The 25,878-nt window shown below is 69.4% G+C and carries 26 protein-coding genes and 1 riboswitch; of the genes, 9 read left to right on the forward strand and 17 right to left on the reverse strand.

Features of this window, described 5'->3' with window-relative positions:
* Positions 1-5: 5 nt before the first annotated feature.
* Positions 6-647, forward strand: a complete 642-nt coding sequence (locus D4739_RS14130; RefSeq protein WP_120061213.1) for a peptidylprolyl isomerase — start codon at positions 6-8, stop codon at positions 645-647.
* 3 nt (positions 648-650) lie between these two features.
* On the opposite strand, the gene D4739_RS14135 is transcribed toward D4739_RS14130, so the two are convergent.
* Both D4739_RS14135 and D4739_RS14140 read right to left on the reverse strand, forming a co-directional pair.
* Positions 651-1,106: an OsmC family protein gene (locus tag D4739_RS14135; RefSeq protein ID WP_120061214.1), complete on the reverse strand. Its 456-nt coding sequence runs from the start codon at positions 1,104-1,106 to the stop codon at positions 651-653.
* A 90-nt stretch (positions 1,107-1,196) separates the two neighbouring features.
* Positions 1,197-1,589, reverse strand: a complete 393-nt coding sequence (locus D4739_RS14140) for a LysM peptidoglycan-binding domain-containing protein (RefSeq protein ID WP_120061215.1) — start codon at positions 1,587-1,589, stop codon at positions 1,197-1,199.
* A gap of 95 nt (positions 1,590-1,684) precedes the next feature.
* On the opposite strand from D4739_RS14140, the gene D4739_RS17225 reads away from it, so the two are divergent.
* The 5 genes from D4739_RS17225 to D4739_RS14160 all read left to right on the forward strand — a co-directional run bounded on the left by D4739_RS17225 (position 1,685) and on the right by D4739_RS14160 (position 8,559).
* A complete protein-coding gene (locus D4739_RS17225; protein ID WP_238473663.1) occupies positions 1,685-3,250 on the forward strand; it encodes a M1 family metallopeptidase in 1,566 nt (521 codons plus the stop codon).
* Positions 3,204-4,148 (forward strand): ERAP1-like C-terminal domain-containing protein, encoded by a 945-nt coding sequence (locus tag D4739_RS17230; RefSeq protein ID WP_238473664.1) that lies wholly within the window; start codon positions 3,204-3,206, stop codon positions 4,146-4,148. Before D4739_RS17225 ends, D4739_RS17230 begins: the two co-directional genes overlap by 47 nt.
* Positions 4,149-4,230: 82 nt before the next feature.
* The gene (locus tag D4739_RS14150) at positions 4,231-5,607 is read left to right on the forward strand and encodes a DNA recombination protein RmuC (protein ID WP_120061216.1); all 1,377 of its coding nucleotides are present in this window, start codon (positions 4,231-4,233) and stop codon (positions 5,605-5,607) included.
* A 19-nt stretch (positions 5,608-5,626) separates the two neighbouring features.
* On the forward strand, positions 5,627-7,159 hold the full coding sequence (locus D4739_RS14155; protein ID WP_120061217.1) for a TldD/PmbA family protein: 1,533 nt from the start codon (positions 5,627-5,629) through the stop codon (positions 7,157-7,159).
* The gene (locus D4739_RS14160; protein WP_220699301.1) at positions 7,156-8,559 is read left to right on the forward strand and encodes a metallopeptidase TldD-related protein; all 1,404 of its coding nucleotides are present in this window, start codon (positions 7,156-7,158) and stop codon (positions 8,557-8,559) included. The genes D4739_RS14155 and D4739_RS14160 overlap by 4 nt, the downstream gene beginning before the upstream one ends.
* A gap of 13 nt (positions 8,560-8,572) precedes the next feature.
* Here D4739_RS14160 and D4739_RS14165 read toward each other — a convergent pair whose 3' ends face one another.
* A complete protein-coding gene (locus tag D4739_RS14165; RefSeq protein ID WP_147384935.1) occupies positions 8,573-9,016 on the reverse strand; it encodes a hypothetical protein in 444 nt (147 codons plus the stop codon).
* Between the two features lie 9 nt (positions 9,017-9,025).
* Positions 9,026-10,345, reverse strand: coding sequence for a serine hydrolase domain-containing protein (locus D4739_RS14170; RefSeq protein ID WP_120061219.1), 1,320 nt, complete (start codon positions 10,343-10,345; stop codon positions 9,026-9,028).
* 129 nt (positions 10,346-10,474) lie between these two features.
* Between D4739_RS14170 and D4739_RS14175 the strand changes: the two genes are divergently transcribed.
* Positions 10,475-11,695 (forward strand): SGNH/GDSL hydrolase family protein, encoded by a 1,221-nt coding sequence (locus D4739_RS14175; RefSeq protein WP_120061220.1) that lies wholly within the window; start codon positions 10,475-10,477, stop codon positions 11,693-11,695.
* A gap of 75 nt (positions 11,696-11,770) precedes the next feature.
* Here the strand turns inward: D4739_RS14175 and gcvP are convergent, their stop codons facing one another.
* The 13 genes from gcvP to D4739_RS14240 all read right to left on the reverse strand — a co-directional run bounded on the left by gcvP (position 11,771) and on the right by D4739_RS14240 (position 24,176).
* Entirely contained in the window at positions 11,771-14,656 is a 2,886-nt protein-coding gene (gene gcvP / locus D4739_RS14180) for an aminomethyl-transferring glycine dehydrogenase (protein ID WP_120061221.1), read from the reverse strand.
* Positions 14,657-14,757: 101 nt separating this feature from the next.
* Positions 14,758-14,854: riboswitch (glycine riboswitch) on the reverse strand.
* Between the two features lie 42 nt (positions 14,855-14,896).
* Complete coding sequence (locus D4739_RS14185) at positions 14,897-16,105, reverse strand: low temperature requirement protein A (protein ID WP_120061222.1); 1,209 nt, start codon at positions 16,103-16,105, stop codon at positions 14,897-14,899.
* A gap of 65 nt (positions 16,106-16,170) precedes the next feature.
* A complete protein-coding gene (locus tag D4739_RS14190) occupies positions 16,171-16,776 on the reverse strand; it encodes a MerR family transcriptional regulator (protein WP_120061223.1) in 606 nt (201 codons plus the stop codon).
* Between the two features lie 164 nt (positions 16,777-16,940).
* On the reverse strand, positions 16,941-17,405 hold the full coding sequence (locus tag D4739_RS14195; protein ID WP_120061224.1) for a bifunctional nuclease family protein: 465 nt from the start codon (positions 17,403-17,405) through the stop codon (positions 16,941-16,943).
* Between the two features lie 49 nt (positions 17,406-17,454).
* A complete protein-coding gene (ftsR, locus tag D4739_RS14200) occupies positions 17,455-18,186 on the reverse strand; it encodes a transcriptional regulator FtsR (RefSeq protein ID WP_220699302.1) in 732 nt (243 codons plus the stop codon).
* Positions 18,187-18,188: 2 nt separating this feature from the next.
* Positions 18,189-18,692, reverse strand: a complete 504-nt coding sequence (locus tag D4739_RS14205; protein WP_120061226.1) for an FHA domain-containing protein — start codon at positions 18,690-18,692, stop codon at positions 18,189-18,191.
* Positions 18,693-18,771: 79 nt separating this feature from the next.
* Positions 18,772-19,158, reverse strand: a complete 387-nt coding sequence (gene gcvH, locus D4739_RS14210; protein WP_120061227.1) for a glycine cleavage system protein GcvH — start codon at positions 19,156-19,158, stop codon at positions 18,772-18,774.
* Between the two features lie 46 nt (positions 19,159-19,204).
* The gene (locus D4739_RS14215; protein WP_120061228.1) at positions 19,205-19,930 is read right to left on the reverse strand and encodes a DUF881 domain-containing protein; all 726 of its coding nucleotides are present in this window, start codon (positions 19,928-19,930) and stop codon (positions 19,205-19,207) included.
* On the reverse strand, positions 19,923-20,255 hold the full coding sequence (locus D4739_RS14220) for a small basic family protein (RefSeq protein ID WP_120061229.1): 333 nt from the start codon (positions 20,253-20,255) through the stop codon (positions 19,923-19,925). The genes D4739_RS14215 and D4739_RS14220 overlap by 8 nt, the downstream gene beginning before the upstream one ends.
* A 31-nt stretch (positions 20,256-20,286) precedes the next feature.
* Positions 20,287-21,138: a DUF881 domain-containing protein gene (locus D4739_RS14225; protein ID WP_120061230.1), complete on the reverse strand. Its 852-nt coding sequence runs from the start codon at positions 21,136-21,138 to the stop codon at positions 20,287-20,289.
* Complete coding sequence (gene clsA / locus D4739_RS14230; protein WP_120061231.1) at positions 21,131-21,730, reverse strand: cardiolipin synthase ClsA; 600 nt, start codon at positions 21,728-21,730, stop codon at positions 21,131-21,133. The genes D4739_RS14225 and clsA overlap by 8 nt, the downstream gene beginning before the upstream one ends.
* Positions 21,731-21,777: 47 nt before the next feature.
* On the reverse strand, positions 21,778-22,824 hold the full coding sequence (locus D4739_RS14235; protein WP_120061232.1) for a hemolysin family protein: 1,047 nt from the start codon (positions 22,822-22,824) through the stop codon (positions 21,778-21,780).
* Positions 22,821-24,176: a hemolysin family protein gene (locus D4739_RS14240; protein WP_120061233.1), complete on the reverse strand. Its 1,356-nt coding sequence runs from the start codon at positions 24,174-24,176 to the stop codon at positions 22,821-22,823. Before D4739_RS14240 ends, D4739_RS14235 begins: the two co-directional genes overlap by 4 nt.
* A gap of 85 nt (positions 24,177-24,261) precedes the next feature.
* Here D4739_RS14240 and D4739_RS14245 point away from each other — a divergent pair, with 85 nt between their 5' ends.
* Positions 24,262-25,095, forward strand: a complete 834-nt coding sequence (locus tag D4739_RS14245) for an adenylate/guanylate cyclase domain-containing protein (RefSeq protein ID WP_182920430.1) — start codon at positions 24,262-24,264, stop codon at positions 25,093-25,095.
* A gap of 114 nt (positions 25,096-25,209) precedes the next feature.
* Complete coding sequence (locus D4739_RS14250) at positions 25,210-25,863, forward strand: hypothetical protein (RefSeq protein ID WP_147384936.1); 654 nt, start codon at positions 25,210-25,212, stop codon at positions 25,861-25,863.
* Positions 25,864-25,878: the final 15 nt, after the last annotated feature.

Consider the following 25,878-nt stretch of genomic DNA (forward strand, 5'->3'; position numbering starts at 1 on the left):
GGCGCGTGCTGATCCGACCTGCCCTTGCCGCCCTCCTTCTGCTGCCTGCGCTTGCATCGTGCGGCGCTGACGGGACGGAGGAGCCGAAGTCCGATGCTGAAGCGTGCACCTACACGAAGGACGGCCAGGAGCCGGCCCGTGACGTGAAGCTCCCGCCCGGGACGCCGGATCACAGCGGCAAGGTCGCGGTGACGATGAAGACGACGGTCGGAGATCTGCACCTGTCGCTCGATGCGAAGAACAAGCCGTGCACGGTCAACTCGTTCCTGTCCCTCGTCAAGCAGGACTACTACGACAAGACGGGGTGCCACCGCATCGGCCACGACGCGCCGTACCTCTTCCTGCAGTGCGGCGACCCGACGTTCTCCGGCTACGGCGGGCCGGGCTACACGATTCCTGACGAGCTGACCGGCGACGAGACGTACGCGGCCGGCACGCTCGCGATGGCCCGTACCCAGTCGCCCAACAGTGGGGGCAGCCAGTTCTTCATGGTCTACGGCAACTCCACGTGGCCGCCGGACTACGCCACCTTCGGCACGTTCGACTCCTCGAGCATCCGGATCCTCCAGGGCGTGGGCGCCAAGGGCTCCGACGGCAACGAGCACCCCAACGAGAAGGTGGACATCACCGACATCGTGGTGCGCTGACGGTCACTCCACCGGGGGCAGCGTCGGGATCTCGCCAAGCTGCATGATCACAGGCTCCCCTGCCTCGACGGTCCGGCTGACCGTGCAGATGCGGTCGTGGGTGCGCTGGAGTGCCGACGGCAGGACCGCGCGCGCAGCATCGCCGGCCTCCCCCTCCGGGAAGACAAGGTCGAAGGTGACCACGATGTCGGCGATGCGGGTCGCGCCGTCCTCGTGCACCTTCATCCCCTCGGCACGTGCCCGGAAGGACTCCGCCGTCGCCCGGCGCGAGGTGATCGGGTCGAGCGTGACCGCACCACAGGCGGCGAGCGCGGCCAGGAGCAGCTCCACGGGCGAGAAGTCGGGATCCTCGCCGTTCCCGATCGGGAGGACTCCCCCGCGCACGTTGGTGGCGCGGAACCGGCTCGGGCCGATCTTCTCCATGTCGACGACGCGGGGCTCCGGCGGCTTCTCAGTCATGGAGCCGAGACTAGGCCGCTCAGCCCCGGAAACCACGAAGGCGGCGACCCGGTGTCCGGGTCGCCGCCTCGCGATGGAGCTGGGGTCAGCTCACTTGTTCGGGATCTTGAAGACCTGTCCGGGGTAGATCAGGTCCGGGTTCGGGATGTCGTTGATCCGCGCGATGTCGTGCCAGTCGACGCCGAACCGGGCGCCGATCTCGCTGAGGGTGTCGCCGGAGACGACGGTGTACTCACGGTGGGGCTTGCGCTTCGGCTTGTGCTCGTCGGCCGGACGAGCCTGCGGTGCCTCGGGGGCCTCGGGGGCCGGCGGGGCGGGCGCAGCCGGAGCATCGGGCTGGCCGGCATCCTTCTTTGCGGCGTCGGCCTTGTCCTGTGCTTCCTTGGCCTTCGCGGCTGCGTTGTCCGCCTGCGACTGCGCGTCCTCGGCAACCTCACCCTTGTCGGTGGTCAGCCCGTCCTTGATCTTGTCCCAGAGGCCCATGTCCTCATCCTTTTCAGCTCGTTGGTCAGCGCACCCGATTGCGGGCTGATCCAACTTTCTGCCGATGACCCTAACCCCTCCCCTAGGCTCGGAGCGTGAGCCAGCCACACCGGAGTCTTGAACAAACGGAAGCCGTTGAGCGACGCGCGCTCCTCCACATCGCGGCGTACGACGTCGTGCTGGACCTCGCCAGTGACGAGGCCACCTTCCGCTCGATCACCACGATCGAGCTGACCAGCAACGGCGGAGTGACGTTCCTCGACATCAAGCCGGTGCAGCTCCACGCGCTGCACCTCGACGGAGACCCGCTCGAGGCGAGCCTCCTGGACCGTGGCCGATTCCCGCTGGATCTCTCTCCCGGCGAGCACCGCATCCGGGTCGAGGCGACGATGCCGTTCCGCAACGACGGCGAGGGCCTCCACCGCAGCATCGATCCCGCGGACGGCGAGGCCTACGTCTACGGCATGTCGTTCATGGAGGCTGCGCCCACGATCTTCGCCTGTTTCGACCAGCCCGACCTCAAGGCTCCCTACACCTTCCACGTCACCGCTCCCCCGTCCTGGACGGTCATCGGCAATGCGCCCGGGCACCAGGTCGAGCCGGGCGTGTGGGAGCTCGAGCGGACCCAACCCCTGTCGACGTACTTCGTCACCCTGGTCGCCGGTCCATGGCACGTGATCCGCACCGAGCACGACGGTGTCCCGCTGTCCCTCTCCGCACGGGCGAGCATTGCCCGTGACCTCGACAAGGACGCGGACGAGCTCTTCACCCTCACGCGGCAGTGCTTCGACGAGTTCCACCGGCTCTTCGGGATCCGCTACCCGTTCGGCGACTACCACCAGGCGTTCGTCCCCGAGTTCAACGCCGGAGCGATGGAGAACCCCGGCTGCGTGACCTTCCGCGACCCGCTGGTCTTCACCTCCAAGGTGACGCGGGGGCAGCGGATCCAGCGCGCCGTGACCGTCGCCCACGAGATGGCGCACCAGTGGTTCGGCAACCTCACCACACCGGTGTGGTGGGACGACCTGTGGCTCAACGAGTCCTTCGCCGAGTACATGGGCAACCGCGTGACCGCCGCGGTCACGCAGTACGACGACGCGTGGACCCACAACGCCTTCGCCCGCCGCCAGTGGGGGCTCATTGCCGACCAGCGCCCCTCCACCCATCCAGTGGCCGGCAACGGGGCCCGGACGGCAGCCGCAGCGCTGCAGGACTTCGACGGCATCTCCTACAACAAGGGCGCGGGGATCGTGCGCCAGCTCAACACCGTCCTCGGGGACGAGGTCTTCTTCGCCGGCGCGGTCGACCACTTCACGCAAGCACGCTTCGGCAACGCGACCATGGGCGACCTCGTCGGATCGTGGGAGCGCGCCGGCGCGGGCGACCTCACGGCGTACGTCGATGGGTGGCTGCGCACGGCAGGCGCGGACACGCTCCGGTTCGATCGTCATGACAGCGCGGTGCTGCGCACTCCCCCAGCTGCAGGATGTGGGTCCAGCCGACCGGACCCACATCCTGCGTGTGGCGACTGCGAAGCCGGGCGAGCCGTGGTGTGTCGCCGACCTGACGATCGACGGCGGGGAGACCGAATTGCAGGCAGAGGCTCACGAGGCAGTGCTGCTCGACCCCTACGAGGACACCTGGGCTCTTTGCTTTCCTGACCCGACCACGATGGCGCTCCTCCCCCGGCTCGTCGTCACGGACGATGCGCTGTTGCGCGCCGGCATCTGGAACAACGTCCGCACCGGGTTCCACAACGCCGCCGTCGGCACGGACGCCGTGCTCGATCTCCTTGAGGCCGCTGTTCCCCACGAGGACTCCGATGACGCCTTGAGCACGGTCCTTCCGTGGGCCCTGACCAAGGTCGCTCCCCTCGCCCATGACCGGGACGGAGCTCTCGGGCGGATCCACCTCGCCTCCCTCGCCCGCCTGGCAACCGCCGAGGCGGGCAGCACTGTCCAGCTCGCGGCGTTCCGCGGCGCGGTGGGATCGGCTGCTTCGGTCGACACCCTCACGGCATGGCTGGCCGGCGACGAGCTACCGACCGGTCTGGAGCTTGATCCCGACCTTCGGTGGCTCGTGCTCGTCCAGCTCTCCGCCCTCGGATCGCTGTCCGAGGCGGACCTCCGGGCCGAGCTGGCGGGTGCTCCCACCAACAAGGCGCGCGTCGAGTTCGCCCGCGCGATGGCGTCGCGACCCTCAGCCGATGCGAAGGCCTGGGCATGGCAGCGCTTCACCGGCGCGGCCGAAGCGACGAACTACGAGCTCGAAGCCATCGGGGCGGGCATGTGGCGCACCGGCCAGGAACATCTCACCGAGGAGTACGTCGAGCGCTACTTCGCCACGCTCGGCGAGCTGCCCGGGGTGCACGCGGGCTGGGTGCTCGGCCAGGTCGCCTCGGCCTTCTTCCCGATGACCTCGCTGTCTCGGTCGACGCTCGCACGGGCCAACGCTGCGCTGGCCACGTCCGGTCTGGATGCGACGGTCCGGCGACGCCTCGTCGATGACACCGACGAGCTGTCCCGGCGGCTGGCGGTCGTGGCGGCGTACCCGTCCTGATTGCGCCCGATCGGCGACCTCATTCGGCACTCGGCGGCGTGGGCAGAGGAGATTGTCGGTGGTCACTGTTTGACTGTCGGACATGGAAACGATCGGTCTTCTCCTCCTCGGCCTCGCGCTCGGCGTGGCCCTCGGCTGGCTTGCTGCGCGACAGCGCCTCGAGCCCGCCACCCCGGCCGTTCCTGTCGAGGACCCGGCGCTGATCCGGGCGCGGCACGACGCCGTCATCGCCGAGCTGCGCCAGCAGGAGTCAGCTGCTCGCGGCCAGGTCGAGGCGGACCTCGCCGGCGCTCAGGCGACGGTCGACGCCCTGCGCGAGACCGTGCTGGGCCTGCAGGGCGCTCTCGAGTCCGCTCGCGACGAGCACCGCAACCTGGTCCGCACCCACCAGGCCGAGCGCCAGGAGCGCGAGCGCACCGAGGCGGGCCAGACCCAGGTCCTCAAGACCCTCACCCCCGTCGCCGAGCAGCTGCGCGCCATGCAGCGCAAGGTCGATGAGCTCGAGAAGCAGCGCTCCCACCAGCACGGCGAGCTGGCCGAGCAGCTGCGCACGACGCGTCGCACCGCCGAGGAGTCCCGCAAGGCGGCCGACACCCTCGCGTCCGCGCTGAGCAACAACGCCACCCGTGGCTACTGGGGCGAGACCCAGCTCCGCACGCTGGTCGAGTCAGCGGGTCTGCTCCACCGGGTCGACTTCGACACCCAGGCCTCCATCCAGGCCGACTCGGGTGCACGACGCCCCGACATGGTCGTCAACCTGCCTGCCGGCAAGCAGATGGCGATCGACGCCAAGGCGCCCTACACCGCATTCGTCGCCGCCCATCAGGACGGGATCGCTCCCGACCAGCGCCACACGTTGATGACCGAGCACGCGAAGAAGATCCGCGGCCACGTCGACGCCCTGAGCCACAAGAGCTACTGGACGGGCCTCGACGCCAGCCCGGAGTTCACCGTCGCCTTCATCCCCAATGAGCAGCTGCTCACGGCGGCTCTCGAGGTCGACCCGTCCCTGCTCGAGTACGCGTTCGGCAAGGGCGTCGTGCTCGCCACCCCGACCAACCTGTGGGCCGTCCTCAAGACCGTGGCGTTCACCTGGCGCCAGGACGTGCTCACCGAGGACGCCAAGCGCCTCTTCGACCTCGGCCAGGAGCTCTACCGCCGCGTGGTGACGCTCGCCGAGCACGCCGAGAAGCTCCGCCGTTCGCTGGAGAGCACCGTCGGTCACTACAACCGGTTCGCCAGCTCGCTGGAGACCCGGGTCCTCGTCACCGCCCGCAAGATCGACCAGATGGACGAGTCCAAGCTGATCCCGGCGCCGCAGCTCATCGAGGAGCGACCCCGTCCGTTGATCAGTGACGACTTCGCGGCCATCGCTGACCTGGACCGACCCGAGCTCGAGTTCGACACGGTCGACGCGGTGCTGATCGAGGAGCGCCAGGAGCGTCCCGCCGCGGGGTGAGCGCTGTTAGGTTCGAGCCATGACCGCGATCGATCCGTCGTTCACGACATTGCCGTTTCGCCGTCTCGCTGACGCCGCCCTTGAACGCGCTCGCGACCTCGGCGCGACCCACGCGGACTTCCGCTTCGAGCGGCTCCGGCACCAGCAGCTCTCGGTCCGCGACGCCGTCCTGCAAGGCGCGAGCGACAGCGACGAGACCGGCTTTGCGGTCAGGGTCATCCACGGCGGCGCGTGGGGCTTTGCCGCGGGCGTCCTGCTGACCACCGACGAGGCGGTGCGCGTCGCGGAGGAAGCCGTGCAGGTGGCCCGCGTGGCTGCCACCATGACGACCAGCCCGGTCGAGCTCGCGCCGGAGCCGGTCCACGACGACGTCGCCTGGTGCTCCGCTTATCACCTCGATCCGTTCACGGTCCCCACCGCCTCCAAGGCAGCCGTGCTGATCGACTGGACCGCCCAGCTGCTCCGCAACGATGCGGTCAGCCACGCAACGGCGTCGCTCCAGCAGGTCCTCGAGAACAAGTTCTACGCCGACCTCGCCGGGACCCGCACCACCCAGCAACGAGTGCGGATTCAGCCGTCGTTCGCCGCGATGGGCAGCCGCGACGGCGCCTTCGACTCGATGCGCTCCCTGGCTCCACCCGTCGCCCGCGGCTGGGAATACGTCACCGGGCGTCATGAGGGCCGACCGCTCGACGAGGCCTGGGACTGGGAGGGCGAGCTCGCCGAGGTTCCCGAGCTCCTGGCCGAGAAGTTGGCCGCTCCGAGTGTTGTCGCCGGCACCTACGACCTCGTCGTCGACCCGTCCAACCTCTGGCTCACGATCCACGAGTCCATCGGGCACGCCACCGAGCTGGACCGTGCCCTCGGCTACGAGGCCAACTACGCCGGCACTTCCTTCGCAACCTACGACAAGCTGGGCAGGCTTCAGTACGGATCCCCCGCCATGCACGTCACCGGCGATCGCGTGGTTCGCCACGGCCTGGCCACGATCGGCTACGACGACGAAGGTGTCGCGACCCAGCAGTGGGACATCGTGCGCGACGGGGTGCTGGTGGGCTACCAGCTCGACCGGCCGATGGCGGCACTCAAACCCGAGCTCAACGACGGCCGGTCCAACGGATGCGCCTTCGCCGACTCCCCCGCCCACGTGCCGATCCAGCGGATGGCGAACGTCTCCCTGATGGCCTCTCCCGATGGCGGGTCGACGGCCGACCTGATCGGCCGGGTCGAGGACGGGATCTACGTCGTCGGCGACAAGTCGTGGTCGATCGACATGCAGCGCTTCAACTTCCAGTTCACCGGGCAGCGCTTCTACCGGATCCGCGACGGACAGCTCGACGGTCAGCTGCGCGACGTCGCCTACCAGGCGACGACGACCGAGTTCTGGAACTCCCTCGAGGCTGTCGGCGGTCCGGAGACGTGGGTGCTGGGCGGCGCCTTCAACTGCGGCAAGGCCCAACCGGGGCAGGTCGCAGCCGTCAGTCATGGCTGCCCGACGTCGCTGTTTCGCGGCGTACGCATCCTCAACACGACCGAGGAGGCAGGGCTGTGATCACGCCTCAGGAGCTCGTCGAACACGCGCTGGCGACCAGCAGCGCCGATGACACCATCGCGATCGTCCGCACCGGCTCGCGCGCCAACCTGCGCTGGGCCAACAACACCCTCACGACCAACGGCAGCACGCGCGACCTCACGGTCACCGTCATCGCCTTCGTACGCCGGGCGGCGGGCCCCGGCGGGTCCGGCGGGACCTGCACCGGCTCGGTCACGGGGTCCGCGACGACCCGCGAGCAGGTGTCGGCGCTCGTCGAGGCAGCGACCGCTGCCGCACGCGATGCGGAGGCGGCGGAGGACGCTGCCGACCTGGTCGCGGGCGGCGCCGCAGCGGACTGGGACGAGCCTCCCGCCACGACGTCCATCGGTGTCTACGAGACCTTCGCTCCCGCCCTCGGAGAGGCGTTCCAGCGGGCAGCCGGCGAGCAGCGGATCCTCTACGGCTTCGTCGACCACCTCGTCACCACGACGTACCTCGGGTCGACGACCGGGCTCCGGCTCCGTCACGCCCAGCCGACCGGTCACTACGGGTGCACCGGCAAGACCGCCGATCTGTCGACGAGCGCCTGGGTCGGCGGTGCCACGCGCGACTTCGCCGACATCGATGCCACCGCGATGGATGCCGAGCTCGCCCAGCGGCTGGCATGGGGAGCGCGGCGCGTCGACCTGCTTGCGGGACGCTACGACACCGTGCTCCCGCCGACCGCCGTCGCCGACCTGATGATCGACGCCTACTGGGAGGCGGGTGCCCGGGTGGCTCACGAGGGCGAGACCGTCTTCAGCCGCACCGGTGGCGGCACCCGCATCGGCGAGCGGATCGTCCGGCCCGAGGTTCAGCTCTGGTCCGACCCGAGCCGCTCCGGACTGGCCTGCGCCCCGTTCGTGACCGCGGCGTCGTCGGGCAACATGAGCAGCGTTTTCGACAACGGCCTCCCGCTCGCTCGCACCGACTGGATCCGCGACGGGGAGCTCGCAGCCCTGCTCCAGACGCGCCACAGTGCCGCGCTCACCGGCCAGCCGGTCACGCCGTACGTCGACAACCTGGTGCTGGAGGTCAACGGAGGGGCCGGGGACGTCCGTGACCTGGCCGCCGGCATGGAGCGGGGCCTCCTGCTCACCTGTCTCTGGTACATCCGCGAGGTCGATCCGCAGACGCTGCTGCTGACCGGCCTCACGCGCGACGGCGTCTATCTCGTCGAAGGCGGTGAGATCGTGGGCGCTGTGAACAACTTCCGGTTCAACGAGAGCCCGGTCGAGCTGCTCAACCGGTTCACGCATGCATCCGCCACCGTGCCGAGCTTCAGCCGCGAGTGGGGCGACGACTACTTCAGCCGCACGGCGACGCCGGCCCTCCGGATCCCCGACTTCAACATGTCGAGCGTCTCGCAGGCGCTGTAGGAGCGGGCACCGCTCAGAAGCTCAGGCGACTGGGGGCAAGCACGAGGAACGCCGCGAGGAGCGCGATCGAGACCGACCAGATCATCACGCGCCGCAGCGGGCGCGCGCGGCGGCGACGGCCAGGACCGGTCCGCACATCCGCCGGACGGGGCCGGTAGATCGGGAGCTGCTCCTGGGCCGGTGCACCGCCTTGCGCAGGCACGTCGGGAGTAGCAGGCGACCTGAGGGAGGCGAGCCATGCCGGGAGCTCGAGCTCTGCCTCCGCAAGCGTCACCTGGGCGTGGCGGGCCGGGGGCCCGGTCGGCTCCGGCTCCGCGGGAGCGGCCGGCGGGTTCCAGTTCCGTGGCGGCGGGACCGCCCGGTCGAACGGCAACCGGCACATCACGCAACGCACGGCGTCACCCGGTGACGTCGTGCCACACCACTGGCACTGCTGCTCATCCACGACGATTGTCATCCTCGACGTCTACGCTCCATACGGCTCGCGTGTCAGGCGGAAGGTCGCCAGATCGAGGTGGCTGACGCTCCCACTCTCAGAGCGTACGACCCGGAGTTGCTCCCCCGCTTGGTAACCCCAAATTCCGACGATGCGGTCGCCGTCGAACCGGTAGCGGTACTGCTCGGCCCCGTTCACCCGCACGACCAGGTCAGCTCCTTCTGCAGAGAACACATGAGGTGTGTTCCCCCAGTGCCACACGCCCAGCAGCTCGGCGTACTCCGCAGGGACGGCGACCGTCGGCCGCCACGGCGCAGGCACGGTGGGTTCCCAGGTCTCCATCTCCTCCAGCATCCCGGCAAGCGTGCTCGCGGTGCGCACGCCTGTGGTGCCGTTGCAGAGCATCACCGCTCCCGTGCGACGCTGCGGGTCGACGAAGCAGCCCGCCACGAATCCCGGCATCGAACCGGTGTGGCCGACGAGCGTGCCGGAGCCACCGGGCCACAGCTGCAGCCCCAGCCCGTGGGCCTGCGTGAGACCAGCGCCTGGAGTCCCTGCGCGCGGTGTGGCCATCAGGCCGAGCATGTCGCGCGGCAGCACATCCGGGTGGCCGTCGAGAAGGAACCGGGTGTAGCCGGTGAGGTCCGACAGCGTGCTCCAGAGCTGCCCTGCCGGGGCCATGGCACCCGTGTCCGTGTGCGGTTCGGGGCTCAGCGTGCCGGCATACGGGTGCACGCTGAATCCCTGCGCATGCGGCTTCAGCGGCTCGTACGTCGTGCGGTTCATGCCGAGTGGAGCGAGGACGCGAGTGCGCAGCGCCTCCCACCACGACTGCCCGTGCACCTGCGCGACCACCTCGCCGAGAAGCCCGTAGCCCAGGTTGGAGTAGTGGAACCGCTCGCCGCGGCCGAAGACCCCATGGGCGGAGGCGTTGGACGCGGCGAGCTCCTCGAAGCTCCCGCCATCACGCCGCTCCCACCACTCCCCTGCCGGCTCCGCGGGAAGTCCGCCATCGTGGACGAGCAACTCGCGGAGGCTCCGGTCGGCGAACGGCACGTCTGCGCCGAGCCACCTCGACGCCCGATCCTCCAGCGACGCCACACCGTCGACGACGAGCTGCATGACCAGGACCGCGGTGAACGTCTTGGTGATGGAGCCAATCCGGTACTGGACGTCGAGCGGGTCACCCGGCACGTCGCCATATCCGGCGGACCAGACGAGCCGGCCCTCACGCAGCAGCGCCGCAACCACGGAGGGCAGGCGGCCTTCCACCTGCACGGCGGCAAGCCGGGCAAGCAGCCGGCGCTCGGTGAGCGGAGCGATGCGGACGACGGAAAGCGGAGCGCTCATGGAGGGAGCCTGTCGGAGCGTCGAACTGTTCGCAACAGATTGGCAACGGAGGCACCGCGGCCCTTCCGCGCCGTGGCTACCGGTCAGTAGGTTCCGGCTGTTACCTCCGTCACACTCCCAGGAGATCGCATGCACCTGCCCCGCCCGCTCGCCGTCCTGCTCGGCGCGACACCGATCGTCGCCGCTGGACTCGTCGCCCTCCCCCTCACCGCTGCCCACGCCGACGGTCCGGGCGTCGGCACTCCGTGGGTCGTCTCCGTCGGCGACTCCTACATCTCGGGTGAGGGCGGTCGCTGGGCCGGCAACACCAACAACGGCGAGTCGATCCACGACGCCGGCGGCAACGCGACGTACCTCGACAACCCCGCGCACACCGCCGAGGCGATCAACCGGTGTCACCGGAGCACCGCGGCAGAGGTGCACATCGGTGGTGCCGCCAGCAGCATCAACCTGGCCTGCTCCGGCGCGAAGACCGGCACCGTCGCTGCCGACTCCAGCGGGTACTTCAAGCCCGGCCTCGACTTCTACGACAACGGCGCGGGCAAGCAGGGCCAGGCCAAGATGCTGCAGGCCTTCGCCACCACCCACAACGTGAAGATGGTCGCGGTCTCCATCGGCGGCAACGACTTCAACTTCGCCGGCATCGTCCAGCAGTGCGTGACCGACTTCCTCGGGTCGCCGACCTGGTGGAAGGACTACTGCAAGGACGACGCGATCGTCACCAACGCCATGTCGTCCGCCAACGTGAGTGCGCAGCGGGCAAAGATCGCCACCGCGTTCCAGAACATCCGCACCGCCATGCGCAACGCCGGGTACGCCGACAACTCGTGGACGCTGCTCGTGCAGAACTACATGTCGCCCCTGCCCAACGGTGCGGGCATCCGCTACTCGGAGAGCGGCTACTCGCGGCAGAACACCGGCGGCTGCGGGTTCTGGAACGCCGATGCCGACTACGCCAACAACACCCTGCTGCCTACGATCAACGGCGCAGTGACCGGCGCGATCAGCGACTCGGGACTGACCAACACCAAGACCCTCAACGTCGCCAACGCCTTCACCGGCCGTCGTCTCTGCGAGAGCACGGTCGGGCTCTACGAGGAGAAGGGCCTGTCCAGCTGGACCAACGCGGGCGCGGTCGACAAGACCGAGTGGATCAGCACCATCCGCACGGCGACCGCGACGGGGAACTACTACATCCAGGAGTCCCTGCACCCGAACTTCTGGGGCCAGAAGGCTCTGCGCAACTGCGTCCGCCAGGCCTGGAACGCGGGAGTCCCGAAGAGCGGCAGCTGTGTGCGGGGTGCGAACGGGTTCAACGCCAGCGGTGAGCCCAACATGACGCTGCAGTGATGCTGCGTTGACACCCTGCCGGACGTCATGCGGAGGGTGCCGTGGAGTGCACCTCCGCATGACGTCCTGCAGGAGTCAGTCGGCGAAGGCCTCCGGCGGCGGGCACGCGCAGACCAGGTTGCGGTCGCCGTACGTGTTGTCGATGCGACCGACCGGCGGCCAGTACTTGTCGGGGTCGATGCCGCTCGGGAACACGCCGGTCTCGCGGGTGTAGGAGCGGTCCCACTCCCCCACGATCGAGCGCGAGGTGTGCGGTGCGTGGCGCAGCGGTGAGCTGTCCTCGGCCCACTCGCCGTCCTGAACACGCGAGATCTCGGCGCGGATCGCGATCATCGCGTCGATGAACCGGTCCAGCTCGGCGAGGTCCTCGGACTCCGTCGGCTCGACCATGAGGGTGCCCGCGACCGGGAACGACATCGTCGGCGCGTGGAAGCCGTAGTCGATCAGGCGCTTGGCGACGTCATCGACACTCACGTGGCTGTCGCGCGAGATGCCCCGCAGGTCGAGGATGCACTCGTGGGCGACGAGGCCGTTCTCGCCCTTGTAGAGGACCGGGTAGTGCTCGTCGAGCCGCGCGGCTACGTAGTTGGCCGACAGCACCGCGGTCGCGGTCGCCTTGGTCAGGCCGGCCGCACCCATGAGCCGGACGTAGGCCCACGAGATCGGCAGGATGCCCGCGGAGCCGTAGGGCGCGGCGCTGATCGCACCGATGCCCTCACGCTTGCTCGCGTCGGGGTGCTGCCCATGACTCGGGAGGTACGGCGCGAGGTGCGCGCCGACGGCCACCGGGCCCACACCGGGGCCACCGCCGCCGTGCGGGATGCAGAAGGTCTTGTGCAGGTTCAGGTGCGAGACGTCGCCGCCGAACTCACCCGGGCGGGCGTGCCCGAGCAGCGCGTTGAGGTTGGCGCCGTCGACGTAGACCTGGCCGCCGTGGCTGTGCACGATCTCGCACAGCTCGGTGATGCCCTCCTCGTAGACGCCGTGCGTCGACGGGTAGGTGACCATGATCGCGGCGAGGTCCTGGCTGTGCTCATCGCACTGCTTCTGGAGGTCCTCGAGGTCGATCGTGCCGTCGTCCTTGGACTTCACGACGACGACACGCATGCCCGCCATGACTGCGGACGCGGCGTTGGTGCCGTGGGCCGAGGACGGCATCAGGCAGACGTCACGGTGGGTGTCACCGTTGGCCAGGTGGTAGGCGCGGATCGCGAGCAGGCCCGCGAGCTCGCCCTGGGAACCGGCGTTGGGCTGGATCGAGACGCGGTCGTAGCCGGTGACCTCGGCCAGCCAGCCCTCGAGCTCGTCGACGAGCTGCGCGTAGCCGGTGGCGTCCTCCGCGGGCACGAACGGGTGGAGGTCCGCGAAGCCGGGCAGCGAGATCGGCTCCATCTCGGTGGTGGCGTTGAGCTTCATCGTGCACGAGCCGAGCGGGATCATGCCCTTGTCCAGCGCGTAGTCCCGCGCCGAGAGCTTGTGCAGGTAGCGCAGCATCTGGGTCTCGCTGCGGTGCGTGTGGAAGACCTCGTGCGTGAGGAAGTCGGTCGTGCGGACCAGCTCAGCAGGCAGGGCCAGCGGCGTGGTGCGGTCCAGCTCGTCGAGGTCCAGCACGGTCGTGCCAGGGACGGTCGGACCGAAGGCGGCCAGCACGGCCTCGACCGTCGCCAGGGTCGTGACCTCAGACGTCGACAGGCCGACGGTGTCGGCATCGACCAGGCGCAGGTGCAGCCCGTCCTGGCGGGCAGCGTGGACCACCTGGGCGGCGCGGCCGGGTGCGGCGACGGTCAGGGTGTCGAAGAAGCGCTCCGAGCCGAGCGTGTAGCCGAGCGCCTTCAGGCCGGCCGCGATCACGGTGGCGTAGCGGTGGGTCCGGGTCGCGATCGCCTTCAGGCCCGCCGGGCCGTGGTAGACGGCGTACATCGAGGCGGTGACGGCGAGCAGCACCTGCGCGGTGCAGATGTTGGACGTCGCCTTCTCGCGACGGATGTGCTGCTCACGCGTGCCGAGTGCCAGGCGGTACGCCGGGCGGCCCTCGCTGTCGATCGAGACGCCGACGAGGCGACCGGGCATGTGCCGCTCGAGTCCCTTGGCCACCGCCATGAACCCGGCGTGCGGGCCTCCGTAGAAGAGCGGGACACCGAAGCGCTGCGACGAGCCCACCACGACATCAGCCCCGAGAGCGCCGGGCGCCTCGAGCAGCGTCAGCGCGAGCAGGTCGGCGGCAACGACGGCGAGTCCGCCCTGCGCGTGGGTGGCCTCGATGACCGCGCGCGGGTCGAGGACGCGACCGGACGCACCTGGGTACTGGATGAGCGTGCCGCAGACCGCACCATCCGGAAGCCCCTGCGTGAGGTCGGCGATGACAACGTCGATGCCCATGGCCTCAGCGCGCGTGCGGACCACCTCGATGGTCTGCGGCAGCGCGTCGGAGTCGACCACGAACGGACCCTCGGACTTGCGCTGTGCGCGTCGCACCAGGGTCATCGCCTCGGCTGCGGCCGTGCCTTCGTCGAGCAGCGACGAGTTGGCGATCGGCAGCCCGGCCAGGTCGCCGATCATCGTCTGGAAGTTGATCAGCGCCTCGAGTCGGCCCTGGGAGATCTCCGGCTGGTACGGCGTGTAGGCGGTGTACCACGACGGGTCCTCGAGGACGTTGCGGCGGATCACGGCCGGCGTGATCGTCGCGTGGTAACCGAGGCCGATCAGAGGCTCGCCCGGGAAGTTCTTGCCGGCCAGCTCGCGGGCCAGCGCGCCGACCTGGGCCTCCGAGAGCGCCGCAGGAAGCGACAGCGACTCGGCGGGCCGGATGCCCGCGGGCACCGCTGCTTCCATGAGCGCATCGAGGGACTCGTGCCCCAGCGCCGCAAGCATCTGAGCGATGTCGTCGTCGGTCAGGCCGATGTGGCGGTCGACGAAGGGAAGGGCAGCATCGAGGTCAGCAAGGCTCGGCACGTCGGTCAAGGCGATCTCCTGGAAATGCGTCCCACGTGGGACGGGTCGGGTCGAGTCGCCTCCCCCTCTGTCACCCCACGCCCGCACGCGGCGAGGTGCTTCAGAGTTGCCTGGTCCGCACGGTCCTTGGCGCCTGAGAGGTTCCGGGGAGGAATTGCCCCTTCGGCGCTCCGCCAGTGCACACGGAGTCTCTCCCGCGCGGTGTCAGCAGCGGATCAAGGTTACCCCAGCCGCGCAGCTCGAACCGGATCAGTCGTGGTGGTGAGAGGCGTGGCGGACGCGAGCCCGCTCCTCGGCGTACCGGACCGTCTCGAAGCCGGCCAGCAACCACACGACAACCGCGAGCAGCACGACCTGGAGCAGGGCAGGCACGTCCGCTGCCAGGGCCCAGCCGAGCGCGACCGCGACGACCAGGGCAGCGCGCGGCTTGCTGAGGACACCGAGCGTGCGCAGCTTGAAGGCGATGTGCCCGAGCAGGTAGAGGATCACGCCGCCGAACAGGGCTGCGGCCGCAAGGCCCCCGAGGGGGTCGCTCAGGTCGTGGTGTCCCGGGTCGCCGACGTATTCCATCGTCTTCTTCAGCCCGAGCGCCATCAGCACGATGCCAGCCACCAGGGGCAGGTGCAGGAGGGAGTACGCGTCGCGAGCCATCGCCACACGGCCGTCCCGGAGCGCCTCGGCGAGAGCCTCCTCGCCCTTGAGCGCACTGATGTCGAAGTAGATCCACCACAGGCCGGCGGCGAGCGCGATGCCCGCGACACCGGCTGCGACGATCGGCCACGAGATCGGGAGCTTCTCCGTGCCGACGCCGATCGCGACGATCGACTCACCGAGCGCAATGATGACCATCAGGCCGTGGCGCTCCGCGAAGTGGCCCGCCGAGCGCAGCCGCCAGCCGCTGGAACCGCCCAGGAACGTGCCGCCGTAGTCGGCGATGACCGCGGCCACCCAGAAGAGCGTGCGGTGCACGTCGTCATGGGTGCTGGCCCCGAGCACGAGGAAGGTCGTGCTGAGGATGATCGTCGGGAAGAACCGCATCAGCTGGCGTTGCAGCCCGGCATCGTCACGGGCGTAAGCCCAGAAGAGCAGCACGTGCGTGAGCCGGAAGGCGAAGTAGCAGGCTGCGATGACGTAGGGACCGTAGAGGCCGCCGTCGAGGTCGTGGAATGCCTCCGGGATGGCGAGCGCGACCAGGAACATCACCGTCATCGCCATCATGATGATGATCCGGATGACGCCCTCGTCGGCGCGGACCAGGTTGCACAGCCAGGCGTAACCGACCCAACCCCACCAGAACAGCGCGAGGATCAGCATGCCCTGGGCGATGGCGAGAGCTCCGTGCTCTCCCTTGAGGCCGTGCGCCATGAACGCTGTCACCTGCGTCAACGCGAACACGAAGACCAGGTCGAAGAAGAGCTCGAGGGGTGTGGCGGACTGGTGCTCGTCGGTGCGCTCCATGGAGCGAAACACTAACGGCCTCCACCCCCAAGGGGTGAAGGCCGTCGGCGAATGATGTGTGGGAGTCAGCCGATCTTGCGCGCGGCGCGGCGTGCAGCGAGCTCGTCGTTGGCCGACGGAGCACCCTCAGCGTCCGCGCGCTCGCTCGGAAGCGCGGCGAGCGTGCCCTCGATCTCGCGCCAGACACCGCCGATCGCGATGCCGAAGACGCCCTGTCCCCCCTGGAGCAGGTCGATGACCTCGTCGTTGCTCGTGCACTCGTAGACCGAGGCGCCGTCGCTCATCAGCGTCACGCGCGTCAGGTCGTCGGTGCCGCGCTCGCGCAGGTGGGTCACCGCGGTGCGGATCTGCTGGAGCGAGATGCCCGCGTCCAGGAGGCGCTTGATCACCTTGAGGATCAGGATGTCGCGGAAGGAGTAGAGCCGCTGCGTGCCGGAGCCGGTGGCGCCACGGACGCTCGGCTCGATCAGGCCGGTGCGCGCCCAGTAGTCGAGCTGGCGGTAGGTGATGCCGGCAGCGTTGCACGCGGTCGGGCCGCGGTAGCCCTGGTCGCTGGGCAGCGGCGACACGTCGTCGGTGAAGAGCAGTCCCTGCTCCTCGGCCTCACCCGCTGCGGCTTCTGCCGCGGGGTTCTGCACGCCGTCGTTCAGCTCCACGTCGACCTCCGTCATCACGCTCCGTAGGGTGCAACTCCCGGGGGGAAGGTCCGCAGCGGCCAGAAGACCACAGCGGTGGAGTTACAACGAAGACACTTCAAGGTAGGCCGCGACTGCGACATGGTCAACGCGACACCCCGCGTGTCGCACCCTCAACCTCAACTTGAGGGTTACTGCTGTCAGGCTTCAAAGTCCTCGGGGGTGACGTGGTCGAGGAACTCCCGGAACTTCTCGACCTCGTCCTCCTGCTCCTCCGGCACGGGCAGCCCGGCCTCGTCGAGGACGTCCTCGGCGCACACGATCCGCGTGCCGGTGCGCAACGCCAGCGCGATTGAGTCCGACGGCCGCGCGCTGATCTCCACCCCGGAGCCGAAGACCAGGACCGCGAAGAAGACCCCGTCGCGGACCTCGGTGATGCGCACCTCGGCCAGCTCGTTGCCGGTGCCGGCGATGACGTCCTTCAGCAGGTCGTGCGTCAGCGGGCGTGGCGGCACCACGCCCTGCTGGGCGAAGGCGATGGCCGTCGCCTCGACCGCGCCGATCCAGATCGGCAGGTAGCGCTCCCCCGCGACCTCACGGAGCAGCACGATCGGCTGGTTGGAGGGCATCTCCACCCGGACTCCGACCACATCTATCTCGCGCACGAACCCACCCTACCCGCGTGAGGGATGACTGGCCGAGGGGATGGACGACTCAGCGCGAGCGCCGCAGGCCGGCCTTGACCAGCGTCGCGTGCAGGCGCACGGAAAGGGCGGCGATCTCGGCGGCTGCCTCATCGGCGCGGGCCTCGGCAGAAGCGTCGCGCCCGTTGCGCAGCGGTGCGGTCACCTGCTCGACGAGCCCGACCTCACGGTCGGCCGCGGCCTTGAAGGCACGCAGGTGGCGCGGCTCGAGACCGAACTCGGCGAGCTCGGCGGCGGTCCTTGCCACGAGCAGCGCGTCGCTGTCGTAGTGGCCGGTGCCGGGCCGGGCCTTGATCAGGCCGTGCTGCTCGAGCTGCTCGAGGGTCGCCTCGTCGATCTCGGCGATCTTCAACAGCTCCTTGCGCGAGAGCCGCACATCCGACCGGGCGAGGAACGTCTCCGCGCCGGGCAGGCCGTCCTGGCCGAGCTTGACGGTGGGAACGGTCGGCACGACGTCCTGGATCGGCGGCGGCTCGAGGCCGCGGTCGATCGCGTCGAGGTGCTCACCGATGACCTTCAGCGGCATGTAGTGATCGCGCTGCATCCGCAGGATGTAGCGCAGTCGCTCCACGTCGCCGTGCGAGAACTTGCGGTAGCCCGACGGGGTCCGCTCGGGCTTGATCAGCCCCTTGTCCTCGAGGAACCGGATCTTCGGGATCGAGATGTTGGGGTGGTCGCCGCGCAGGAGCTCGAGCACCTCGCCGATGTTCATCCGCGCCCGGGACGCTGCGGACGGTTGCATGATCACGCCTCGCCGGCAGGGCTCGCGTGACTGGCGAAGAAGACGAGACGGTACTTGCCGATCTGCACCTCGTCGCCGTCCTGCAGGGTGACCTCGTCGATCCGGTCACGGTTGACGTAGGTGCCATTGAGCGAGCCGACATCAGCAACGACGTACGTCGGGCCGCTGCGGCGGAACTCCGCGTGACGGCGCGACACGGTGACGTCGTCGAGGAAGATCTCGCTCTCGGGGTGACGGCCGGCGGTGACGGTCTCGTCGTCCAGGAGGAAGCGGGAACCAGCGCTCGGGCCACGCTGCACGACCAGCAGGGCGTGGCCCACCGGCAGTGCGTCGACCGCCGCGGACTCGGACGAGCCGAGACCGCGCTCGTCGACGTCGAAGGTGATCGTCGCCGTGGTCTCGCTCAGGCTCTCGGGGGACGCCGCAACCGCAAGGCGGGTGCCGCACTGCGAGCAGAATCGCGCCTCAGCGGGATTCTGGCTTCCGCAGTTCGTGCAGTAGGGCATCTGCCTCCCCTTCTGGTCCGACGAAACCCTCAACGGATGGTTGAGGTGGATGGTTCCAAACGTATCAGTCCTTGAGGCCTCAGCCCTCGAGGTTCGCGGCGTAGGCGGCCGCGTCCAGGAGGGCACCGAGCTCGGACTCGTCCGACGGAACGATCTCGAAGAGCCAGCCGTCGCCGTAGGGGTCGGAGTTCACGATCTCCGGGGTCGCCTCGAGGGACTCGTTGCGGGCCACGATCTCGCCGCTCACGGGGGCGTAGACGTCGGAGACCGACTTGGTCGACTCGAGCTCGCCGACGGGGGCACCGGCCGCAACCGTGTCACCCACCTCCGGAAGGGAGACGTAGACGATGTCGCCGAGCGCGTCCTGGGCGAAGTCCGTGATGCCGACGCGGATCGAACCCTGGGCCTCGCCCGGGACGCGCAGCCACTCGTGCTCGCTGGTGTACTTCAAGTCTTCGGGGTACACGTGATCTCCTCGGGGCTGGTGCAGTCGTTCGCGGGACGACGGCAGGTTAGCGGTCGTCTTCGGGGACAGCGAACTCGGGTTGGCGGGCCTTCGCAACAGACTCGACAAGGACCTCGTCGAGCTTGTCGGTCTCGAGCGTGCCGTTGGCCTCCTCAACCCGTTCGACCGGGCCGAACGGGAAGTCCAGTGCACCGTCGAGGGCGGCAGGCTCGCCGATCACGTCGATGACGTAGGGCGCTTCCACGAGCTCGCCGCCGACCTCGATGCCGGCCGCGGTCTCCTCGAACGACGTCTGCGCGACGACGCGGACCCGGTCGTTGAACTCCATGGCCTCGGCGCCTGTGGCGCGCAGCTCCTGGACCATGTCGAGGATGACGCCGGCCGAGACCTGGCCTTCGGGGTCGTCGATGGTGATCCGGATGCCCGACCCGCTGACCGGGACCGTGCCGGCGAGGATGGTCAGGGACGTCCGCTCCTCACGGGCGAGGTCGATCGCGCTCTCGCGGCTCGATGTGCTGCCCTGGAGGTCGTCGCGGTCGGCCTTGAGCCGGTCGATCTCCTTCTCCGCGCGGTCGGTGCTGGTCGAGAGCCCGTCGAAGGCACGGATCAGGTCGGCCTGGCGCAGCCCGCTGTAGTCGTCGTCCCCCTGAGAGCGCACCTGGGTGGCGCCTGCGAAGCCGAGGACGAAGAGCAGGATCGTGACGACGGCCTGGCCACGCCCCGGCCGGGCCAGGAGTGTGCGTCGCAGGAGGTCGGGTCCGGGCTCAGGCATGGAAGAGGTGCCTCCGGATCGCGGCCGCGTTGGAGAAGATGCGGATGCCGAGGACGACGATGACACCGGTGGTGAGCTGGCCGCCGACGCCCAGCTGGTCGCCGAGGTAGACGATCGTGGCCGCGATCAGCACGTTGCTGATGAAGGACACGACGAACACCTTGTCGTCGAAGATGCCGTCGAAGAACGCGCGAAGCGCTCCGAACGTCGCGTCGAGCGCCGCGACGACGGCGATGGGCAGGTAGGGCTCGAAGGCGGCTGGCACGTCCGGCTTGACCAGCAAGCCGAGGACGATGCCACCGAGAAGTCCCAGAACTGCGATCACGGTGTCACTTCTTTCATGAGGCCGTCTCGTTTCATGAGGCGCCAGCCTGCTTCGGGCGGTCGGGTGTCACGGGCGTCGCACGAGCCACGTCGGGACGGTGGGCGGCCGGGAGCCGGAGCTGCTTGTCATTCTGCATGCGGAACACGAATCCGAAGCGGGAGCGCAGGCCGAGGAACGTGTTGCCCGACGACGTCTCGACGAAACGGCTCTGCAGGGTGTTGCTGTTGCCGATCGCCAGGACGACGTAGGGCGGGCGGAGAGCGCGGTCGTGCACGAGGATCGCGCTGCCTGCCGTGCGGATGCCGCTGGTGACGGTCAGCCGTCGCCCGTTGATCGAGATCGCCTCGGCTCCCGCCGCCCACAGACCGTCGACCAACGTGGCGAGGTCCTCATCGCGTACGACGCCGTCCCGGTCGCCACCGGGGGCGTTGGCGACCGTGATCCTCACGCCCTCCCCCGTGACGGCCGCATAGCCGGCGAGCCCGGCGAGCTTCAGGTTGGCTGCAGCGGCCGCGCGCTCGGTGCGGGTGAGCCGCATCAGCGAGGTGCTCAACGACTGGATCTCGTCGCGGAGGTCGCCGATCTCCCGGTTGGCATCGCGCAGCTCGTTGCTCTTGGCAGTCGTCTGCTGGATCAGGGCCTCGCGGGCGAGCGCATCGGTGCGCGCTTCGGACTGGTTCTGCACGGCGGCGATCACGAGCAGGAGGCCGAACAATCCGACGACGACCGCCGCGCCCCAGCGCATCGGGCGTGCGTCGGCCGAGTCGCCGGTGGCTGCGCGCACCGCCGCCACGTGCTGGTAGTCCTGGTCCAGGGAGTTGCGGATGACCACGTCCAGCAAGGGCATGGTCACGTGGGCCGGCAGGGGTGCGCGCTCAGGCATCGGGAAGCGGCGCCCTTCGGTCGCGGTCCGCGAGCAGCTTGCGGACCTGCCAGGCGTAGAGCAGACCGGCCCACCAGTAGAGGACGATCCCCCACCAGGTGAACGCCCACCCGAAGACGTTGGCGAGCGTGCCGCCGACACCTTCGACCTCACCGAGGAGGAGCAGCGGGAACGCGTAGAGCAGGTTGAACGTGGCGCACTTGCCGAGGAAGTGCACGGGCAGCGCGCTGTATCCGCGCCTGCGGAGGAACGGGACCAGGCACCAGAGGAAGACATCCCGCGCCGGAAGGATCACGGCCACCCACCACGGCACGATGTCGCGCAGGGCAAAGCCGATCACGACAGCGAGGATGTAGAGACGGTCGGCGACCGGATCGAGGATCTCGCCGAGCGCCGAGCGCTGGTCGAACCTGCGGGCAGTCCAGCCGTCGAGCCAGTCGGTCACGCCCGCCAGGAAGAGCACGGCGAGAGCCCAGCCGTCGGCCTCCGGACCGAGCAGGAGCCACAGGAAGAGCGGCACGCCGCCAAGACGCACGAAGCTCAGCGCATTCGGGAGCGTGAGCACCCGGTTGCTCCGTCGAACTTCCTGCACGTCTCCCCTAGGGCTGCCGGCTGACTGCTGCTCGTCCACCCTAGCCGTCACGCCTCGTCCTGGTGGGCAGCGTCGCGGATCTCGCCGACCAGCTCCTCGAGGACATCCTCGAGGGCGACCAGGCCGAGCACGACACCCGCTTCGTCCACGACACGGGCCATGTGGGCGCCGCGGCGCTGGAGCGTCTCCAGCGCGTCGTGGAGTACGTCGTCCGCGCGCACGCTCGCGAACGGACGGATCCACTTGTCGTCGATCGGCCGGTTGCGACGGGACTCGTCGGTCTCCAGCACGTCCTTGATGTGCACGTAGCCCAGCCAGGAACCGTCGCCACCCCGCACGGGGAAGCGGGAGAAGCCGGTGGCAGCACACAGGTCCTCGGCCGCCGCGGCTGACGCTCCGTGCTCAAGGGTGGTCACGTCGCCCGTCGGCAGGATCACAGCGCTCACGGTGCGCTCGGTGAAGCCCAGAGCACCGGCCAGGCGGTCGTACTCGTTCTCCTCGAGAAGACCTTCGCCACGGGACTCCTCCACCAGCGCAGCCACCTGGTCGCGGGTGTAGGTCGAGGAGACCTCGTCCTCCATCTCCACGCCGAGCCGTCGGAGGATCCACCGGGCGATCGCGTTGATCACCACGATGACGGGACGCAGCACGACGACGAAGCCCCAGACCGCGGGACCGAGGATCAGTGCCGCCCGGTCCGGGCCGGCCAGAGCGATGTTCTTCGGGATCATCTCGCCGAGCACCACGTGCAGGAAGACGACGACGGTCATCGCGAGGACGAACGAGATCGGGTGGAGCGCGCCGTGCGGGACGTGCGCAGCCTCGAGAACCGGCTCGATGAGATGGGCGACGGCCGGCTCGCCGACGGCACCGAGGACCAGCGAACAGATGGTGATGCCGAGCTGGTTCACGCCGATCACCAGGGAGATGTTCTCCATGGCCTTCAGCGTCGTGCGGGCCAGGGCAGAGCCGGCCTCGGCCTTCGGCTCGATCTGCGTGCGGCGGGCCGCGACGAGCGCGAACTCCGCGCCGACGAAGAACGCGTTGCCGAGCAGCAGCGCGAACGCGAGGGCGATGGCGACCGGTCCACTCATCGCTCCTCCTCCGGATCCATCAGCTGCTCGTCGAGCGTGAGCCGGAGCCGGTCGATGCGCCGGGCCTCCATGCGCTCGACGCGGAGCAGCGCTGCGCGGCGTACGTCGGGTCGGTCGGGATCGACCGGGAGCGGAACGACCGCGACATCCCCCGCGAGCGGGATCCGGCCGAGAGAGCGCAGCACCAGGCCGGCGATCGTGTCGTAGTCGTCGTCCTCCGGGAGCGCGAAGCCGGTCACGTCCTCGACCTCGTCGGGCCGGAGCAGACCGGACAGCGACCAGGAGCCGTCGCGCCGCTGGCGCGCCCGTGCACCGAGGCGGTCGTGCTCGTCCGCGATGTCGCCGACGATCTCCTCGACGACGTCCTCGAGAGTGACGATGCCGGCGTGACCGCCGTACTCGTCGAGCACCACTGCGAGCTGGAAGCCCTCGCCGCGCAGCAGCGCGAGGAGCGGGTCGAGCTTGAGCGAGTCGGGGACCACGATCGGCGGGACCATGATGTGGCGGATCCGTGTGGTCGGGCGCTCGTGGACCGGCAGCGCGACAGCGTGCTTGATGTGGACCGTGCCGACGACCTCGTCATGGTCGTCGAGCACCGGGAAGCGTGAGTGGCCGGTCTGGCGCGCCAGCTCGATCACGGCCGCCGCCCGCTCGGTGCCCTCGAGGCTGTGCACACGCATGCGCGGGGTCATGATCTCGCCCGCCGTGCGGCTGCCGAACTCCACGGACTTCTCCATGAGCTCTGCGGTGTCCGCATCGAGGGTGCCCAGGTCGGCGGAACGCTGGATCAGCGACTGCAGCTCGGCGGGGCTGCGTGCCGAGCGGAGCTCCTCCTGGGGCTCGATGCCCAGCCGGCGCACGGCCGCGTTGGCAGAGCCGTTGAGCAGCCAGATCGGCAGCCGCATCGCCGAGGTGAAGCCGCGCTGGAAACGCTGCGTCGCGCGGGCCACTTCCAGTGGGCGCGCGACCGCGAGGTTCTTGGGCACCAGCTCGCCGAAGATCATGGTGAGCGCCGTGCCCAGCCCGAGGCCGAGTCCGAGCGCGACCGGGCCCACGAACCGGTCCGGGAGACCCGCAGCCTCGAGCGGGCCGTCAACGATGCTGGAGATCGCCGGCTCGGCCAGGAAGCCGATCGCGAGGTTGGTGACGGTGATGCCGACCTGTGCGCCGGAGAGCTGGGTCGACAGTGATCGCAGTGCCTTCTGGATGCCGAGAGCCCCGTGGTCGCCCTCCGCCGCCAGTCGCTCGACGTGGCCGCGGTCAACGGTGAGGAAGGCGAACTCGGCCGCCACGAACAGCCCGCACGCAGCAACGAGCGACAGCGAGACTCCGAGCAGGATCCACTCGGTCATGGGCATCCGTGTCGTCGGGGAGGTCCTGAAGGGTCCGGGGGCGTCACGCGCAAACCCTAACGGCTGCAGTAGCGTCATCCGCGCCATGGAGCTCCCTTTCACGTTCCCGACGATCGACACAGCAGCGCTGATCGCTGGCCTGGTCATCGCCCTGCTGCTCACGGGCTTCCTGCTCCTGGTCAGCAGGCTGCAGCTCCGTCGGGCCCGCCGGCAGCTCCGAGTGCTCGAGAGCACCGAGCCCCTCACGAGCCGAGCCGTGCGCACCGCGGGCTGGGCCATGCGTGGGGTCGTCGGCACTGCGGTCAAGGTCCGGGAGCAGGGCGTCGGCGGGCTGCTCCGCTCCTCCATCGAGGAGCTCACCGGCATTGCGCTCGCGGACAAGCAGGCCATCGCTCAGGTCATCGGCGAGGACGGCACGGTCACCATCGTCTTCTCCGACATCGAGAACTCCACGATGCTCAACGAGAGCCTCGGCGACGACGCCTGGGTCGCCCTGCTCGACGCCCACGACCACCTGATCCGCCGGCTGGTCGACCGGGAGCACGGCCACGTCGTGAAGTCGCAGGGCGACGGCTTCATGATCGCCTTCGGAGACCCGACTGCAGCGGTCCGCGTCGCTGTCGGGATGCAGCGCGCGCTGACGGTGTCGCGGCGCCGCGCGCTGCGTCGTACGCCGATCCGGGTGCGCATCGGTGTCCACGCCGGACGTGTCGTCGCACGCGATGGCGACTACTTCGGGTTGAACGTCGCCATGGCCGCCCGCGTCGCCGCGCTCGCGGTCGGCGGCGAGATCCTCGCGACCGAGGGCGTGCGCGCGGCGGTCGAGGACCAGTCCTTCCAGCTCCGGATGCCCGCTGCCGAGCTCAAGGGCATCCCCGGGCACCACCAGCTCTGGTCGGTTGCCTGGGACTCCGCGTAAGGCCTGCACATCCCTTGCAAGACTGGGGAAAGCGACCCTTCTGGACGATTGACCCACCCGAGCTCCAGCCGGGTAGCGTGACTTCCTGCACGACCTCCGACGAAGGGTGACTGGGTGACCAGCGAAGGCATTGAACCGGCCCAGCCGGCTCCCCTGCCGATGACGTACGCCGAGTTCGGCGACAACTTCATCCGGATGGTTCTCCACCGTCGGCGCATCCTCGAGTCGATCGACCGTCTCCTCGGGGACAAGATCGAGTTGGGTCCGATCGGCGCTGGCCCGGGCCGGGTCTTCGCGAAGGTGCGGGCGACGGGATGGTTCCAGCCGACGTCAGGCGTCGAGATCCCCGGCCCGCTCGTGGCCTACCGCGTCATCCTGCCGATCGATGCGGACTTCGAGATCGAGATCGCCCGCGACATCAACCGGTTCAAGGCAAAGGTCCTCCTCCCCCTCACCCTGAACGTGCGGGTCGAGCACCCGCTCACGATCGTCTGGGACATCGTCCTTCCCGGCGAGGACGAGGTCTCCATCAGCGTCGAGACCGACAAGCGCCGCAGCGCGGTCCTGCAGAAGGTCGCTGGCCTCGATGCGGAGCTGCGCCGGTTCCTGATCCGCGTCATCGAGAAGGAACTCGACAAGCCGCACATCCGCCGGGCGACGCGCATCGACATGGACGCCATCATCGCCGGCGCCTGGGGCCCGATCGCGGACCAGTTCCTTCCGGTCGAGGGTGACCCTGATGCCGAAGTGACCGGAACTCTCCTGTAGGGTTCACTCGCTCTC

The organism is Nocardioides cavernaquae (assembly GCF_003600895.1).
In the GTDB taxonomy this organism is placed as follows: Bacteria; Actinomycetota; Actinomycetes; order Propionibacteriales; family Nocardioidaceae; genus Nocardioides; species Nocardioides cavernaquae.

Excerpts from the sequence above, each read along its gene's own strand:
- D4739_RS14245 (WP_182920430.1), top strand. The coding sequence starts at position 24,262 with ATGGAGCTCCCTTTCACGTTCCCGACGATCGACACAGCAGCGCTGATC.
- D4739_RS14140 (WP_120061215.1), bottom strand. The coding sequence starts at position 1,589 with ATGGGCCTCTGGGACAAGATCAAGGACGGGCTGACCACCGACAAGGGT.
- D4739_RS14185 (WP_120061222.1), bottom strand. The coding sequence starts at position 16,105 with ATGGAGCGCACCGACGAGCACCAGTCCGCCACACCCCTCGAGCTCTTC.
- D4739_RS14205 (WP_120061226.1), bottom strand. The coding sequence starts at position 18,692 with ATGCCCTACTGCACGAACTGCGGAAGCCAGAATCCCGCTGAGGCGCGA.
- D4739_RS14170 (WP_120061219.1), bottom strand. The coding sequence starts at position 10,345 with ATGAGCGCTCCGCTTTCCGTCGTCCGCATCGCTCCGCTCACCGAGCGC.
- D4739_RS14135 (WP_120061214.1), bottom strand. The coding sequence starts at position 1,106 with ATGACTGAGAAGCCGCCGGAGCCCCGCGTCGTCGACATGGAGAAGATC.
- D4739_RS14165 (WP_147384935.1), bottom strand. The coding sequence starts at position 9,016 with ATGACAATCGTCGTGGATGAGCAGCAGTGCCAGTGGTGTGGCACGACG.
- D4739_RS14155 (WP_120061217.1), top strand. The coding sequence starts at position 5,627 with ATGACCGCGATCGATCCGTCGTTCACGACATTGCCGTTTCGCCGTCTC.
- ftsR (WP_220699302.1), bottom strand. The coding sequence starts at position 18,186 with ATGCAACCGTCCGCAGCGTCCCGGGCGCGGATGAACATCGGCGAGGTG.
- D4739_RS14240 (WP_120061233.1), bottom strand. The coding sequence starts at position 24,176 with ATGACCGAGTGGATCCTGCTCGGAGTCTCGCTGTCGCTCGTTGCTGCG.
- D4739_RS14235 (WP_120061232.1), bottom strand. The coding sequence starts at position 22,824 with ATGAGTGGACCGGTCGCCATCGCCCTCGCGTTCGCGCTGCTGCTCGGC.
- D4739_RS14215 (WP_120061228.1), bottom strand. The coding sequence starts at position 19,930 with ATGCCTGAGCCCGGACCCGACCTCCTGCGACGCACACTCCTGGCCCGG.
- D4739_RS14175 (WP_120061220.1), top strand. The coding sequence starts at position 10,475 with ATGCACCTGCCCCGCCCGCTCGCCGTCCTGCTCGGCGCGACACCGATC.
- D4739_RS14190 (WP_120061223.1), bottom strand. The coding sequence starts at position 16,776 with ATGACGGAGGTCGACGTGGAGCTGAACGACGGCGTGCAGAACCCCGCG.
- D4739_RS14225 (WP_120061230.1), bottom strand. The coding sequence starts at position 21,138 with ATGCCTGAGCGCGCACCCCTGCCGGCCCACGTGACCATGCCCTTGCTG.
- D4739_RS14150 (WP_120061216.1), top strand. The coding sequence starts at position 4,231 with ATGGAAACGATCGGTCTTCTCCTCCTCGGCCTCGCGCTCGGCGTGGCC.